The following is a 14544-nucleotide window of genomic DNA, read 5'->3' on the forward strand; positions in this document are numbered from 1 at the left end:
CCATTCCCGGGATTGCCCCGGGGCTTAGGCTGACCGGCATGACCCGGTCACCTGCGCGCCTGGAGCGCGAGCAGCTCTGCGACCTGGCCCTGGCCACCGGCCCCGACGCACCGACGCTGTGCGGCGAGTGGGACGTCCGGCACCTGATGGCCCACCTGCTCGTCCGGGACCGCCAGCCGCACAACGCTGTCGGCATCTTCGCCCGCGCACTCGCGGCCCGGCACGACGGCGCGGTGGCCTCCACCGCCCGACGCGACTTCCGCGCGACGGTCGACGCGGTCCGTGCCGCGCGCTCGCCCCTGGCCCTGCCCGGCGTGGACGTGCTGGCCAACACCCTCGAGTACTTCGTCCACCACGAGGACGTACGCCGCGCCGGCCCGGCGTGGGAGCAGCGTCGGCTCCCCCGGTCGACGGTCCGGGCGCTCTGGCTGGCGCTCCCGGTCATGGGCCGCGTGATCGTCCGCGATGCCGGCGTTCCGGTGCAGGTGCGGCGTTCCGACACCGGCGCGACGCTGCAGCTCCGCCGCGGCGAGAACCCGGTCGTGCTGGTCGGCGAGGTGCCGGAGCTGGTCCTCTATCTCTACGGCCGACGCGACGTCGCCCGGGTCTCCTTCGAGGGGCCCGACGCCCACATCACGGCCCTCAAGGCCGCAGACCTGGGTCTCTGATGACCAGCCTCGGGATGCTCGTCGCAGGCTTCCTGATCGTCATCGCCGACCTACGGATCAACGGCTTCGACCTGATCACCGACCCGATCGGCTGGATGCTCGCCCTCGTCGCGCTGGCCGGCCTGACGCGCCTGCACTGGGGCTTCACGCTCGCGGCGGCATCGAGCGTTGCCGGGCTGATCGTGTCGGTCGGCTCGATCCAGCAACCCACCGAAGGACTGCTCGGCACGGCCGAGTCGATCGTCATGACCGGTGTTGTCTTCGGCACCTGCTCGGCGATTCTCGCGCTGTCCTCGTCGGCCCGGGATCGGCGGGCCGCTGACGTGATCCGATGGGTCGACCTGGCCCTCACGGTCTTCGTCGTCGCGTCGAGCCCCTGGACGCCCGACGAGAAGGTCGACGTCAGCGGCGCAGCAGCGTTCCCCCTGGTCGCGCTCGTGATCCTCGCCCTCGGCGTGGTGATCTGGTTCCTGCTGCTCGTCTGGCGCGTACGCCGGGAGCCGGCGTACGCGCCAGACGCGCGGTGATCGAGGGCCTCGCGGTCAGCGCGGGTCGACGTACAGGTCGAGCTCGAGGCCGTCCTCACCGCCGTACGGCGAGAGGTCGGTGATCCCGGCGGCGGCGAGCACGTCGACGTCGAGGAACGAGTTGCCGGTGCACGCGCGCGCGTCCTGGACCAGCACCTCGACCGCAGCGTCGCCCATGATCTCGGGCGTGCGCGACACGGCGATCGCCGCGTCACCGCCGAGCAGGTTCTGCACGGCGGCCGTGGCGATGATCGTCTCCGGCCACAGCGTGTTGGAGGCGACGCCGGCCTCGCGGTACTCCTCGGCCCAGCAGAGGCCGAGCAGGGACATGCCGTACTTGGCGAGCGTGTAGCCCGGGTAGGAGCCGAGCCACTTCGGGTTCATGTTCAGCGGCGGCGAGAGCGTCAGGATGTGCGGGTTCGTGCCGTTGACCAGATGCGGCAGCGACTTCGACGTGAGCAGGAACGTGCCGCGGTGCTCGATGGACATCATCAGGTCGAACCGCTTCATCGGCAGCTCGGTGGTCTTCGAGAGGTTGATGGCCGAGGCGTTGTTGACCACGATGTCGATGCCGCCGAAGCGCTCGACCGTGCGGGCCACGGCGTTCTCGACCGAGGCCTCGTCGCGGACGTCACCGACGATCGCGAGGGCCTGACCACCCGCGGCCTCGATCTCGGCCGCAGCGGTGTGGATCGTGCCGGGAAGGCGCGGGTCCGGAACGTCGGTCTTGGCGAGGATCGCCACATTGGCGCCCTCCTTCGCCGCCGCGACGGCGATCGCGAGACCGATGCCACGGCTGCCGCCGGACATCAGGATCGTGCGGCCCTCGAGTCGCTTGGTCATGCCCCTGCCCCTTCCTCGATGTTGAGCTTCTCCCTGCGGTGCAGGGCCTCGACGACGCCGGCGTACCGGGTCTGCTTGATGGCGCCCATCACCGGGCCGCGCAGTGGCGCGAGCTCGGCAGCCCGGCTGATCGCAGTCTGCAGCAGATCCTCGACCGGCGCGACGGCGTCCAGAATGCCCGCAGCCAGCGCGGAGTCGGCGTCGAACCGGTGCGCCAGGACCATCGCACGGTGCGCGACCTGCGGCGCGAGGCGCGCCATGGTCAGCGCGGCCAGACCCGAGGTGAACGGAACCTTGATCGCGGCCTCGGGCAGGCAGTGGAAGCCACGCTCGGTGCGGGCGATGCGCTCATCGAAGGCCAGCGCGAAGAGCAGGGCGCCGGCGTAGCAGTGGCCGTTGAGCGCGCCGACGGTCGGCACCTCGGAGACCAGGTAGCGGGCCACCATCCGCTGGTACGCCGCGGTGTACTCCGGGTCGACGAAGAGCTCCGGCACCAGACCGTTGGAGAAGAACTTGCCCTGGGCCGTGATGACCAGCGCCGCGGGGCCGTCGCTGGCCTCGACCTCGGTCAGGGCCGCGTCGAGCGCGGCGATCCGCTCGAAGGTGAAGCGGTGGTCGTCATCGGGTGTGTCGCTGATGTCGAGGACGAAGACGTCGCCCTCGCGGGTCAGGGAGGTCATGGGGAGAGCATGCCAGATCGTTTGCGGCACGAAGGAATTCGACGCACGAATTTTTGCCCGATCGGAGGACAGTCTCATGTCCGAACGGCTGACGCCGTCATGACCGTCGGACCCGTACGTTCCTTGTCCATGAAGCGCTCCACCCTCGCCGTTGCGGCTTGTCTCCCCCTCCTGTCCGGCCTGATCCTGCAGGCACCGGCACAGGCGGCGACGAGCACCACGGTGTCGGCGACGCTCTCCTCCTCGACGGTGAAGATCGGCAGCACGACCACGGTGTCCGGCACCGTCTCCGGCCCGAGCGATCGCGACGTACGCCTCGAGGTCAGGCTCGCCTCCGGCTGGCGCATGCTCAAGGCCAGCACGACGACGAGCACCGGCTCGTACAGCATGACGGCACCCAGCCAGTGGATCGGCGGCCACGATCTCCGCGTCGTCGCGCCCGCGGCCGGCACCGCCACGACCGGCTCGTCGACCGCCCGCGCCTTCACGGTCAAGCCGTCGTGGACCCCCGCGGGATCGAGCAGCGACTGGCGCTGGCTCGCCACGGACGGCGACCACCCCCGCTACAACCCGTGTCGTGCGATCAGCTGGAAGTTCAACCGCAACGGCGGCTACGCGGCATCCCTCGACGACGTCAAGGGCGCCTTCCACCGCCTTGCCCAGGCGACCGGACTCACCTTCACCTACGCGGGGACCACAAGCGTCGTTCCGTCGTCCGACAGGTACGACCGCAGCACCGCGATCACGGTCGGGTTCGTCTCGTCACTGAGCGGCAACATCGCGGGTCGGGGCGGCGGCACCTGGTCGGTCCACGATGGCTACGAGGAGATGGTGCACGGCTCGCTGGCACTTGACCGCTCCGAGCACCTCCGCACCGGGTTCACCTCGTCCGGCGACGCGACGTGGGGCCAGATCATGGAACACGAGCTCGGTCATGTCCTGGGCCTCGGGCACGCCGCCGGCAGCAACCAGCTGATGAACGGCACCGCGTCGTCGCGCAACCACCTCATGGGCGCCGGCGACCTCAGCGGCTTCCGCGCCGTGGGCCTGCACGCCGGGTGCATCCCGAACGCGGTGCGGACCGTCTGAGCCTCAGCGGACGGGGTGACCCGCCGCCGCCAGACCGGCCTTGACCTCGCCGATGCGCAGCGTGCCGAAGTGGAAGACGCTCGCCGCGAGGACGGCGTCGGCGCCCGCGTCGACGGCAGGCGCGAAGTGCTCGACCGCACCGGCACCGCCGGAGGCGATCACCGGGATGTCCACAGCAGCGCGGACCATACGGATCAGCTCGAGGTCGAAGCCGTCGCGCGTGCCGTCGGCGTCCATCGAGTTGAGCAGGATCTCGCCCGCGCCGAGCTCGGCCGCCTTGATCGCCCAGCCGACCGCGTCGATGCCGGTGCCCTGACGGCCACCGTGCGTGGTGACCTCGAAGCCCGAGTCGGTGCGGGTCTCCCCCGTCACGCGGCGGGCGTCGACCGAGAGCACCAGCACCTGGTTGCCGAACCGGTCGGCGATCTCGGCGAGCACCTCGGGGCGCGCGATCGCGGCGGTGTTGACGCCGACCTTGTCCGCACCGGCGCGCAGCAGCCGGTCGACGTCGGCGACCGTGCGCACGCCACCGCCGACCGTCAGCGGGATGAAGACCTCTTCGGCGACCTTGGAGACGACCTCCATGGTCGTGGCCCGGGCATCGGTCGACGCGGAGATGTCGAGGAAGGTCAGCTCGTCGGCGCCCTCGGCGTCGTACGTGCGCGCGAGCTCGACCGGGTCGCCGGCGTCGCGCAGGTCCTTGAAGTTGATGCCCTTGACCACCCGGCCGCCGTCGACGTCCAGGCAGGGAATGACGCGGACGGCGAGGCTCACAGGGTGCCCTTGGTGAGGGCGAGCGCGTCCTCGAGGGTGAACTGGCCGGTGTAGAGCGCGGTGCCGGCGATGGCACCCTCGACGCCCTCGCCCACCAGCGTCATCAGCGCGCGGATGTCGTCGAGCGTCGTCACGCCGCCGGACGCCACGATCGGGCGGTCGGTGCGGGCCGCGACGTCGCGGAGGAGCTGGAGGTTCGGGCCCTGGAGCATGCCGTCCTTGTTGACGTCGGTGACGACGTAGCGGGCGCAGCCCTCGGCGTCGAGGCGCGCGAGCGTCTCCCACAGGTCGCCGCCGTCGCGGGTCCAGCCACGCGCGGCGAGGGTCGTGCCGCGGACATCGAGGCCGATGGCGACGCGGTCGCCCCACGTCGCGATGGCCTTGGCGCACCACTCGGGCTGCTCGAGCGCAGCGGTGCCGATGTTGACGCGACGGCAGCCGGTGGCCATGGCGGCCTCGAGGGACTCGTCGTCGCGGATGCCGCCGGACATCTCGACCTTGATGTCGAGGCGGCCGACGATCTCGGCCTGGAGCTCGCGGTTCTGACCGACACCGAACGCTGCGTCGAGGTCGACGAGGTGCAGCCACTCCGCACCGGCGTTCTGCCAGCGCAGCGCGGCCTCGATCGGGTCACCGAAGACCTTCTCGGATCCGTCCACGCCCTGCACCAGCTGGACGGCCTGGCCGCCCTTGATGTCGACGGCGGGCAGCAGCTCGAGGTAGTCGCTCATGGTCGCGATTCTAGGAGGGCCTCTGGGGCTGCCCCGGGTTCGCCCGGAAACCTGATACGCCCAGCGGCGACGGCGCTACCGTCGAAGCATGTCGGCCTGGCACATCCGGGGCATCGTTCTCCCCGAGGCCGTCGAGCGCGACGTGTACGTCGCCGACGGCCTGCTCACCTTCACGCCGATCGACGGCGCCGAGACGGTCGCGACCGATGTCTGGCTCCTTCCCGGGCTCGTCGACGTCCACGCCCATCTCGCCCTGGCCAGCCCCGCACGCAACGCACACAGCCCCCGCGAGGCCATCGAGGCGAGCCTGCACGCCCACCTCGACGCGGGCGTGCTGGCGCTCCGCGAACCCGGTAGCCCGGTGCGTGACGCGGCCGGGCTCGGTCCGGCCGAGGGCTTCCCGCGCGTCGCGACGGCAGGTCGGTTCCTGGCTCCGCCGGGTGGCTACTTCCCCGGCCTGGCCCGCGAGGTCGGCGCAGACGAGCTACCCGTCGCGGCGCTCGAGGAGCTTGCCGCGGGCACCGGATGGGTCAAGCTCATCGGCGACTCGCCGTTCCCCGGACCGGGTATCGCCCGGACGTATCCGGACGACGCGGTCGCGGAGACCGTCCGTCAGGTCCATGCCGCCGGCGGCCGGGTGGCGATGCACTGCACGCTGGCCGAGGTGGTCGAGATGGCCATCGCCGTCGGCATCGACTCCGTGGAGCACGGCACCTTCCTGGAGCCCGGCCAGATCCACGCCTTCGCCGCATCACAGACCGCCTGGGTCCCCACGATGTCGATCGACGGTCTGCTCGGAGACTTCGTCTCCGCCGACCAGGCGCGCTGCATCTCCGCCCACGGCGACGTCGTCGCCGCAGCCCACGAGGCCGGCGTACGCGTGCTGGCGGGGACCGACGCCGGCATGGTCGCCCACGGACTCGTCCGGCACGAGGTGCAGCTGCTCGCGCGCGCCGGCATGCCGGCCGACGCTGCGCTGGGCGCCGGTTCGTGGGCCGCCCGCGAGTTTCTCGGCCTGCCGGGCATCGCCGACGGAGCGCTCGCCGATCTGACCGGCTACCGCGACGACCCGCGCGACCGCCTCGACGTCCTCGCCGACCCGGCGCTGGTGGTGCTCGACGGGCGCGTCATCCGCCGGCCGGCGTGACCTCGAGCAGGATCCGGGCCAGCTCCTGCGGCCGGGTCAGCTGCGGCCAGTGACTCGTGGGCAGCCAGGCCCAACGCAGGTCGGAGACGCGGTCCAGCACGGCGAACGAAGCCGGCCACTGCGCCCGCCACTCCCCCAGCGTCGCCTCGTCGAAACCGGTGCCGATGACCAGCGCCGGGACGTCGTACGCCCGCTCGTCGAGGGGCCATGGGTCGCGGGTGACCTGAGCGGGATACGGGACTGCGGTGGACTCGATCCAGGTGCGCTGTTCGTCGGTCAGGTCGCGCTGCTCCTCGGGCGTGAGGAGGTCCCAGTCGAACGGGATGACCTCACCGGCGTGCTCGTCCGAGCCGGTCGTCGGCTGCGGCAGCGTGTCGACGTACGCCGTCACCGCGATGTGGTCGGGCAGCTCTCCGGATGCAGCAAGGACATGCTTGGCCGCAGCGCTGCTGCCCACCAGCACGACTGGCGCCGTCGCGCCTTGCACCGCGTCGGTGACCACGGCGAGGTGATCGGCGAAGGTCGTTTCCGGGCTTGTCGGGAGGGTCAGCGCGATCACGTCATGGCCCGCCTCGTCAAGCGGAGGCAGCACCGCGTCCCAGGAATCGCCGCCGAGCCAGAAACCGTGCACGAGTACGAAGGTCGCCATGACCCCACCTTGGCACGACGGTGGTCGTGCCGCTGGCCTGAGTAGCCCTGCTCAACATTGCAGGTTTGCTATGGACGGCATAGCAAACCTGCAATACCTTCGAAGCATGCGGACACTTCCGGAGGACAGCGACTTCTACGCCGGCATCGCGCGGCAGGTCGGCGAGCAGCGCACCCTGCGGGGCCTGTCCCAGCGCGAGCTCGCCGAGCTCTGCGGCACCACCCAGTCCGCCATCGCACGCCTCGAGTCCGGGGTCCGGCCGCCTCGGCTGGACACGTTGCTGCGCCTTGCTGCTGCCCTCGACTGCGAGCTGGAGGTCACCCTCCGCCCGCGCACCCGACCCCGCACCACCAGGAGGAACTGATGAGCACCACGCGCCTCGACACGGACGAGATCGAGTCGACCCGGACCGAGAAGTTCCTCGCGGTCATCCTCACCCTCTTTCTGCTCGTCGGCAGCATCTGGCTCTACCTGAAGATCGGTGACTGGGTCGAGTCCGACGACCCGTACTCCTCGATGACGTCCCAGCAGCACGCCGTCGTGAAGACAGCGGACGACGCCGCAATCGCTGCGGACAACGCGATGCGGCAGCACGAGCTCGCGACCACCGCCCTCGACAAGGCGCGCGCCGACTACGACCTCGCCCTCCAGGCGGGCGACCCCATCACCGATCTCAAGCGCACCTACGAGCACGCCCAGGCGTCGTACGACGCCGCTGCCGCGACCGCGTCGTCAGCGCAGGCCCGCAACGAGGAGGCACAGGACGCCGCGAACCGCGTCTACGAGGAGGTCAACAAGAAGGCCGACCGGATCCACGACACCCGTGGCTGGATCACGGCCGGACTGCGCCTGCTGCTGGTCGGCGGATGGATCGCGGCATCGTTCGGCTTCGTCCGGCGGCTGCGCGACCGGGAGTCGCGCTACCTGCCGCTCGGCTTCGCGACCATCGCTGCCGGCGCGATCCTGAGCATCGTCTTCGCCGCCGACTACGTCTTCGACTACATCAACCCGCTCGACCTGGGGCCGATCGTGATCGCCGCGTTCGGTGCGCTGGTGACGGTGCTGACCTTCGTCGCGGTGCAGCGGCGTCTCGTGGCGCGCATCCCGGGTCGGCGTACGCGCAAGGGCGAGTGCCCCTTCTGCGGCTACCCGGTACGCGACCACGGCCCGTACTGCGAGGGCTGCGGACGCGAGGTCATCGCCTCGTGCGCATCGTGCGACGAGTCGCGACGCGTCGGGACGCCCCACTGCGCGAGCTGCGGAGCGAACTGAACCTCAGAGGGTGGCGATCCAGTTGCGCAGCAGCTGCGCACCGGCGTCGCCGGACTTCTCCGGGTGGAACTGGGTCGCCCACAGCGGACCATTCTCGACAGCGGCCACGAAGCGGTCGCCGCCGTGCTCGGCCCAGGTCACCAGCGGCGCCTTGGTGCGGTCATTGGTCTGGAGGGTCCAGTCGCGCACGCCGTAGGAGTGCACGAAGTAGAACCGCTCCCCCTCGACACCCGCGAAGAGCTGAGTGCCCTCCGGAGCCTCGACGGTGTTCCACCCCATGTGGGGTACGACGGGTGCCTGGATGCGCTCGACGACGCCGGGCCACTCGTCGCAACCGTCGGTCTCGACGCCGTGCTCCACGCCGCGCGCGAAGAGGATCTGCATGCCGACGCAGATGCCGAGCACCGGACGGCCACCGGCCAGGCGGCGACCGATGATCCGGTCACCCTTGATCTCGCGCAGGCCCGCCATGCACGCGGCGTACGCGCCGACGCCGGGCACCAGCAGGCCGTCGGCCTCGAGCGCGGTGTCGAAGTCCGAGGTCAGCGTGACGTCGGCGCCGGCGCGCTCGACGGCGCGCACGGCAGAGCGCAGGTTTCCCGACCCGTAGTCGAGGACCGCGACGGAAGGCGTGCCCATCCTCAGATGACGCCCTTGGTCGAGGGGATGCCGGTCTCGCGCGGGTCCAGCGCGATCGCGTCGCGGAAGGCGCGCGCGAAGGCCTTGAACTGCGTCTCGACCAGGTGGTGCGGGTCGCGACCGGCGAGCACGCGGACGTGCAGCGCGATCTGCGCCTGGAACGCGATCGTCTCGAAGACGTGCCGGGTCAGCGAGCCGACGTAGCCGTCGTTGCCGATCTGCACGTAGATCTGGCCCTCGGGCTCACCCGTGCACACGCAGTAGGGACGACCCGAGATGTCGACGACGGCCTGGACGAGCGCCTCGTCGAGCGGGACGGTCGCGTCGCCGAAGCGGCGCGTGCCCTTCTTGTCGCCCATCGCCTCGGCCAGCGCCTGGCCGAGCACGATCGCGGTGTCCTCGACGGTGTGGTGGGCGTCGATGTGCGTGTCGCCGACGGTGTGGACGACGAGGTCGACGAGCGAGTGCCGCGCGAACGAGTTGAGCATGTGGTCGTAGAAGCCCACACCCGTGGCGATGGACGCCTTGCCCGTGCCGTCGAGGTTGACCTCGACGTGGACCTTGGACTCCTTGGTCTCACGGGTGATGGTGGCGGTGCGGCTCATGCCTGCTCCTTCATGACCTCGGTCAGTGCGTTCTTGAAAGCGTTCATCTCGTCAGCGGTGCCGATCGACACGCGCAGCCAGCCGTCCGGCCCGGTCTCCCGGATCAGGACGCCACGGTCCAGCAGACCCTGCCAGACCGCATGACGATCCGCGAAGGTGCCGAACAGGGCGAAGTTCGCATCGCTGTCCGCGACCTGCAACCCCTTTTCGCGCAGCCACCCTACGGTTTCGTCGCGCTCCTTGCGGAGCTCGTCGACCTTGCCCAGCAGCTCGTCGGCGTGGCGCAGGGCCGCCAGCGCGGTCGCCTGGGTGACCGTCGAGAGGTGGTACGGCAGGCGAACGACGCGGATCGCGTCGAGGATCGCCGGGTCCGCGGCCAGGTAGCCCAGGCGCAGGCCAGCACCGGCGAACGCCTTCGACATGGTGCGCGAGACCACCAGGTTGCGGTGCGTGGGCAGCAGCTCGAGCGCGCTCGGGGTGCCCTCGCGACGGAACTCGCCGTACGCCTCGTCGACGACCAGGAGACCCTCGTCGCCCAGCGCCTCGCAGAGCACCGAGATGGCGTCGTGCGGCAGCGCGGTGCCCGTCGGGTTGTTGGGGCTGGGCAGGAGGACGACGTGCGGGCGCTCGGCCTCGATCAGCCCCAGGGCCGCATCGATGTCGAGCGCGAAGTCCTCACGACGCTTGCCGGCCACCCAGGTGGTGTGGGTGTCGCGGGCGTACTCCGGATACATGGAGTACGTCGGCGCGAAGCTGATCGCCGTACGACCCGGGCCGCCGAAGGCCTGCAGCAGCTGCAGCATGACCTCGTTGGAGCCGTTGGCCGCCCAGATGTTGTCAGCCGTCAGGCCCACGCCACCGTCGGTGTTGAGGTATGCCGCCAGGCCCTCGCGCAGCGCGCTGAACTCGCGGTCCGGGTAGCGGTTGAGGTCGCGCGCGGCCTCGCACACGGCGGCAGCGATGTCGTCGAGGCATGCCTCGGACGGGCCGTAGGGGTTCTCGTTGACGTTGAGCTGCACGGGGACGTCGAGCTGCGGCGCGCCGTACGGCTCGATGCCAGCCAGCTCGGGCCGGATCGGGGGAAAGCTCATGCCTGCTCCTCCGCAAACCGGACCCGCACCGCCGCGGCGTGGCCCGGCAGGTCCTCGGCCTCGGCGAGGGTGACGACGTGGTCGGCGACCTCGGCCAGCGCGGCGCGACTGTAGTCGATCACGTGCACGGCCTTGAGGAAGGAGCGCACGGACAGGCCGGAGCTGTGGCAGGCACAGGCAGCTGTCGGGAGGACGTGGTTGGAGCCCGCGCAGTAGTCGCCGAGCGAGACCGGGGCGTGGTTGCCGACAAAGATCGCGCCGGCGTTGGACACCCGGGCAGCGAGCTCGGCGGCGCCCTCGGTCTGGATCTCGAGGTGCTCCGCGGCGTACGCGTCGACGACGGCGAGGCCCTGCTCGAGGTCGTCGACCAGCACGATCGCGGACTGCACGCCGCCCAGCGCGGTGATGATCCGCTCCTGGTGCTTGGTGGCAGCGACCTGCGTCTCCAGCTCCGCCTCGACGGCGGCCGCCAGCGCCTCGCTCGGCGTCACCAGCACGGAGGACGCCAGCGGGTCGTGCTCGGCCTGCGAGATCAGGTCCGCTGCGACGTACGACGGCACGGCCGTGTCGTCGGCGAGCACGGCGATCTCGGTCGGACCGGCTTCGGAGTCGATGCCGACCTGGCCCTTGAGCAGGCGCTTGGCGGAGACGACGTAGATGTTGCCGGGCCCGGTGACGAGGTCGACCTTGCGGCACTCCCCCGCGCCGTAGGCGTACATGGCGATCGCCTGGGCACCGCCGACGGCGTAGACCTCGTCGACGCCGAGCAGCGCGCACGCCGCCATGATCGAGGGGTGCGGCAGTCCGCCGAACTCCTTCTGCGGCGTCGACGTCAGCGCGATCGACTTCACGCCCGCGACCTGGGCCGGGACGACGTTCATGACGACGCTGGAGATCAGCGGCGCGAGGCCGCCGGGCACGTAGAGCCCGACGCGGTTGACCGGCACCAGACGGTGCGTGACGGTGGCGCCTTCGCCGAGCGACGTCGTGACGTCGTGCTCGATCTCCGCCTCGCAGGTGATGCGCAGGCGACGGATCGACTCCTCGAGGCCGGCGCGGACAGCGGGGTCGAGGTTGACCAGCGCCTCCTGCAGCGTCTCCACGGGCACGCGCACGTCCGTCTGCTCGACACCGTCGAACTTCGCGGAGTACTCCACGATGGCCGCGACGCCACGGTCGCGCACGTCGTCGCAGATGGGGCGCACGATCTCGAGGGCATGCTCGACGTCGAACGCCGCGCGCGGAACGGCGCTGCGGTAGTCGGCGGTCGCGGGCGTGCCACGGAGGTCGATGCGGCGGATCATGCCCTCAGTCTAGGGTCTGGGACATGTCCCGGACGCTGCCGTTGTTCCCGCTGAACACCGTGGTCTTCCCGGGCATGACCGTGCCGCTGCACATCTTCGAGGAGCGCTACCGGGCGCTGGTCCGCGAGCTGCTCGAGGTGCGTGATCCCGCGCAACGGGTCTTCGGCACCGTCGCCATCCGCGAGGGCTTCGAGGTGGGCGAGTCCCACGGGGCTCAGTCGCTCTTCCGCGTGGGCTGCGTGCTCCAGCTGACCGAGGTCGAGAGCAACGACGACGGGAGCTTCGACGTCGTCGCCGTCGGCCGTGGGCGCCTCCGCCTTTCCAGCATCGTCACCGACCGTCCGTACCCCGCAGGCGAGGTGGAGCTCCTCGGCGACGACCACGACGACGTGGTGGCGCCCGAGCTGGTCGAGCGGGCCCGCAGCCTCTTCGAGCGCTACCGCGTGCAGCTCTCGCACCTGCACGGCGAGGAGGTGCTGACGGGATCGCTCCCCCGCGACCCGGCGTACCTCTCGTGGACGCTCGCGGCCACCACGCTGCTCCCCATGCCGGACCGGCAGTCGCTGCTCGAGGCGGACGACACCCACCTGCGTCTCGCGATGATCACCCGCTTGCTCCGCGACGAGATGCGCGCGATGGATGTCGTGCCGTCGCTGCCGGCGGTCGACGTCGCGCGCACCGGCTGGTCGCCCAACTAGTCCGCGCTCCGCTAGTCGGTCGTCAGTCGGGCCTTCGTCCGGTCCTCGCCGTCGACGCGCGAGAACGTCACCCCGAGCGCGTCCAGCGGCGCGGCGGAGGCACGGTCGTGCTTGCCGACCACGCGGGCCAGCCAGCCGTCCGCGTCGAAGTTGACGAAGAGCGCACCCGAGGCGTCCTTGGCGTCCGGGAGCAGCTTCGCGTACGTCGACGACCCGGCCAGGCCCTTGCCGGCCAGGACCGAGCTGACGAAGTCGCGGTCCACGCCGACCACGACCTTGTCGCCGTCCGCCTTCCAGACGAGGTGACCCACCGCCCCAGCGGAGATCTTGGTCAGCGCAGCCTCGATCCGGGTCGCGTCACCGTGGAGAACGGCTGCGATCGGCACGGAACCCCCGGCCTGGTCGTCGGTCGGGAAGTCGGTCCCGGCCACGAGGGTCACGCCGGTGCCACCGAGGGTCTTCACGTCCTCCGGGAACGCGAGCCCCGTCTCCTTCTCGAAAGAGCGCTCCATCTCTGCCTGGGACTCCTCCATCGGTCCGCCCATGCCGGTGAACGACGCCATCACCGTCTCGGTCCAGTCGGGCGCGAGGGTCGCGGCGTACGCGCCGGCCAGGTCGGACGGGACATCGGAGAGCAGCCGGTCGGCTCCCGTGCCCGCCGTCAGGTCGCCCCCTGCATCGATGTGGTCGGCGACCATGGTGAGCTGCAGCGCGTCGTCCTCGAACCGGAGGGAGCCACCGAGGCCGTCGAAGCTGCGGAGCGCGTCGAGCAGCTCCTTCGAGACCTTCGGGCCGACGACCTCACCCTCGAAGTCACCCTCGAAGTCGTCGCCGGACTTCGAAGACGCCGTGCCGATCCGGTCGGGCTCGGGGGCCGGGAAGCGCTTCGCGAAGAACGCCTGCTGCTCCTCGGGCGTCATCGTCCGGAGCTTCTTCTCCTCGGCCTTGGTGAGGGGCTTCATCTCGAAGTCGCCCTCGTCGACACGGTGAGACTCCTGTGCGTTCATCTCCATGGCAGGCGGGGCCACCATGCCCATCAGCATCAGGGGCGAGACCCCGAACACCGGCGACATCGCCCCCGTCCCGCCAACCACCGCCGGGACGATGAACGCCGCCTCCGGAGACTTCTCCGCCCAGGTGGCGGCCGCGTCGCCGGCCTCCGGGCCCGCGTACAGGGTGACCAGGCCGGTGCCGCCAGCCTTTCCGGTCCAGGTCTTGAACGACGAGGAGTCGGCGAGCGAGGACGTCGCCGCGTCGGCGAGCACCTTCTTCGCCGCGGCATCCGTCGAGGCGAGCACCGCCCAGGAGCCCTCGACGGCGTGGCCCTTGAGCCCACCGATGCAGTCGCTCAGCGCGTCCAGGCCCTTGTCGAGGCCCTCGTGACCGTCGACCTCGAGGACCACGACGGGCGTCGGATGCGCAGCGTCCAGGAGGGCGACGGCCATGCGGTCACCGATCCAGCCCTCGACGGCCGGCCACTGCTTCGTGCACGGGCCGTCGTCGGTGATCAGGTCGAACGCCGCGCGGCGCAGGTCATCGGAGCCCGAACCCGGACGGGCCTCGGCGGGGAACTTCCGCATGAAGCGCACCGCGTCGATCTTCTGACCACCGGAGGGGTCCACATCGATCGCCGCGTACGCCAGCGTCCCGGCCGGGAGCGCCTCTGCCGGCTGCGGTCCCGTCGACAGAAACGAGGCCAGCCAGACGCCTCCTCCAGCCAGACCACCCACCGACAGGACGCCCGCGACGACCGCGGCGACTCCCTTGGTCCGGCGACGCGGCTGAAGGTCCGACTCTGCAAGCATCATGGACGGAGGCTAGTGGCCG

Annotated in this window: 17 protein-coding genes; 7 read left to right on the top strand and 10 right to left on the bottom strand. The window is 70.9% G+C overall.

Annotated elements, in window-relative coordinates; translation table 11 throughout:
• Positions 1–38: 38 nt before the first annotated feature.
• Positions 39–668 (top strand): TIGR03085 family metal-binding protein, encoded by a 630-nt coding sequence (locus EPD65_RS10185; RefSeq protein WP_131583749.1) that lies wholly within the window; start codon positions 39–41, stop codon positions 666–668.
• On the top strand, positions 668–1195 hold the full coding sequence (locus EPD65_RS10190) for a hypothetical protein (RefSeq protein ID WP_131583751.1): 528 nt from the start codon (positions 668–670) through the stop codon (positions 1193–1195). The genes EPD65_RS10185 and EPD65_RS10190 overlap by 1 nt, the downstream gene beginning before the upstream one ends.
• Positions 1196–1210: 15 nt before the next feature.
• Here the strand turns inward: EPD65_RS10190 and EPD65_RS10195 are convergent, their stop codons facing one another.
• Together EPD65_RS10195 and EPD65_RS10200 are read right to left on the bottom strand one after the other, a co-directional pair.
• On the bottom strand, positions 1211–2038 hold the full coding sequence (locus tag EPD65_RS10195) for an SDR family oxidoreductase (RefSeq protein WP_131583753.1): 828 nt from the start codon (positions 2036–2038) through the stop codon (positions 1211–1213).
• Positions 2035–2718 carry an enoyl-CoA hydratase/isomerase family protein gene (locus tag EPD65_RS10200; protein ID WP_131583755.1) on the bottom strand — a complete coding sequence of 228 codons (684 nt, stop codon included), beginning with the start codon at positions 2716–2718 and terminating at the stop codon, positions 2035–2037. Before EPD65_RS10200 ends, EPD65_RS10195 begins: the two co-directional genes overlap by 4 nt.
• Positions 2719–2847: 129 nt before the next feature.
• Between EPD65_RS10200 and EPD65_RS10205 the strand changes: the two genes are divergently transcribed.
• Positions 2848–3807 (top strand): matrixin family metalloprotease, encoded by a 960-nt coding sequence (locus EPD65_RS10205; protein ID WP_165872964.1) that lies wholly within the window; start codon positions 2848–2850, stop codon positions 3805–3807.
• Positions 3808–3810: 3 nt separating this feature from the next.
• Here the strand turns inward: EPD65_RS10205 and hisF are convergent, their stop codons facing one another.
• Both hisF and priA read right to left on the bottom strand, forming a co-directional pair.
• Positions 3811–4581 carry an imidazole glycerol phosphate synthase subunit HisF gene (gene hisF / locus EPD65_RS10210; RefSeq protein ID WP_131583759.1) on the bottom strand — a complete coding sequence of 257 codons (771 nt, stop codon included), beginning with the start codon at positions 4579–4581 and terminating at the stop codon, positions 3811–3813.
• On the bottom strand, positions 4578–5312 hold the full coding sequence (gene priA / locus EPD65_RS10215; protein ID WP_131583761.1) for a bifunctional 1-(5-phosphoribosyl)-5-((5-phosphoribosylamino)methylideneamino)imidazole-4-carboxamide isomerase/phosphoribosylanthranilate isomerase PriA: 735 nt from the start codon (positions 5310–5312) through the stop codon (positions 4578–4580). Before priA ends, hisF begins: the two co-directional genes overlap by 4 nt.
• Positions 5313–5400: 88 nt before the next feature.
• Here priA and EPD65_RS10220 point away from each other — a divergent pair, with 88 nt between their 5' ends.
• Positions 5401–6459, top strand: coding sequence for an amidohydrolase family protein (locus EPD65_RS10220; protein WP_131583763.1), 1059 nt, complete (start codon positions 5401–5403; stop codon positions 6457–6459).
• Here EPD65_RS10220 and EPD65_RS10225 read toward each other — a convergent pair.
• Positions 6440–7108 (bottom strand): alpha/beta fold hydrolase, encoded by a 669-nt coding sequence (locus EPD65_RS10225; RefSeq protein ID WP_131583765.1) that lies wholly within the window; start codon positions 7106–7108, stop codon positions 6440–6442. The genes EPD65_RS10220 and EPD65_RS10225 overlap by 20 nt on opposite strands.
• 106 nt (positions 7109–7214) lie before the next feature.
• Here EPD65_RS10225 and EPD65_RS10230 point away from each other — a divergent pair, with 106 nt between their 5' ends.
• The gene (locus EPD65_RS10230) at positions 7215–7472 is read left to right on the top strand and encodes a helix-turn-helix domain-containing protein (RefSeq protein ID WP_165872965.1); all 258 of its coding nucleotides are present in this window, start codon (positions 7215–7217) and stop codon (positions 7470–7472) included.
• The gene (locus tag EPD65_RS10235) at positions 7472–8380 is read left to right on the top strand and encodes a zinc ribbon domain-containing protein (protein ID WP_131583769.1); all 909 of its coding nucleotides are present in this window, start codon (positions 7472–7474) and stop codon (positions 8378–8380) included. The genes EPD65_RS10230 and EPD65_RS10235 overlap by 1 nt, the downstream gene beginning before the upstream one ends.
• 3 nt (positions 8381–8383) lie before the next feature.
• Here the strand turns inward: EPD65_RS10235 and hisH are convergent, their stop codons facing one another.
• Genes hisH through hisD form a run of 4 tightly spaced genes read right to left on the bottom strand, consistent with a single transcriptional unit; the run spans position 8384 to position 12019 of the window.
• Positions 8384–9019 carry an imidazole glycerol phosphate synthase subunit HisH gene (gene hisH, locus EPD65_RS10240; RefSeq protein ID WP_131583771.1) on the bottom strand — a complete coding sequence of 212 codons (636 nt, stop codon included), beginning with the start codon at positions 9017–9019 and terminating at the stop codon, positions 8384–8386.
• Between the two features lie 2 nt (positions 9020–9021).
• Positions 9022–9624 carry an imidazoleglycerol-phosphate dehydratase HisB gene (gene hisB / locus EPD65_RS10245; protein WP_131583773.1) on the bottom strand — a complete coding sequence of 201 codons (603 nt, stop codon included), beginning with the start codon at positions 9622–9624 and terminating at the stop codon, positions 9022–9024.
• Positions 9621–10715, bottom strand: coding sequence for a histidinol-phosphate transaminase (locus EPD65_RS10250; RefSeq protein ID WP_131583775.1), 1095 nt, complete (start codon positions 10713–10715; stop codon positions 9621–9623). Before EPD65_RS10250 ends, hisB begins: the two co-directional genes overlap by 4 nt.
• On the bottom strand, positions 10712–12019 hold the full coding sequence (gene hisD / locus EPD65_RS10255) for a histidinol dehydrogenase (protein ID WP_131583777.1): 1308 nt from the start codon (positions 12017–12019) through the stop codon (positions 10712–10714). The genes EPD65_RS10250 and hisD overlap by 4 nt, the downstream gene beginning before the upstream one ends.
• Before the next feature lie 23 nt (positions 12020–12042).
• Between hisD and EPD65_RS10260 the strand changes: the two genes are divergently transcribed.
• Positions 12043–12717 (top strand): LON peptidase substrate-binding domain-containing protein, encoded by a 675-nt coding sequence (locus tag EPD65_RS10260; protein ID WP_131583779.1) that lies wholly within the window; start codon positions 12043–12045, stop codon positions 12715–12717.
• Positions 12718–12728: 11 nt separating this feature from the next.
• On the opposite strand, the gene EPD65_RS10265 is transcribed toward EPD65_RS10260, so the two are convergent.
• Positions 12729–14525 carry a hypothetical protein gene (locus EPD65_RS10265; protein ID WP_131583781.1) on the bottom strand — a complete coding sequence of 599 codons (1797 nt, stop codon included), beginning with the start codon at positions 14523–14525 and terminating at the stop codon, positions 12729–12731.
• Positions 14526–14544 lie beyond the last annotated feature (19 nt).

Source organism: Nocardioides jejuensis, assembly GCF_004337475.1.
Classification (GTDB): Bacteria; Actinomycetota; Actinomycetes; order Propionibacteriales; family Nocardioidaceae; genus Nocardioides; species Nocardioides jejuensis.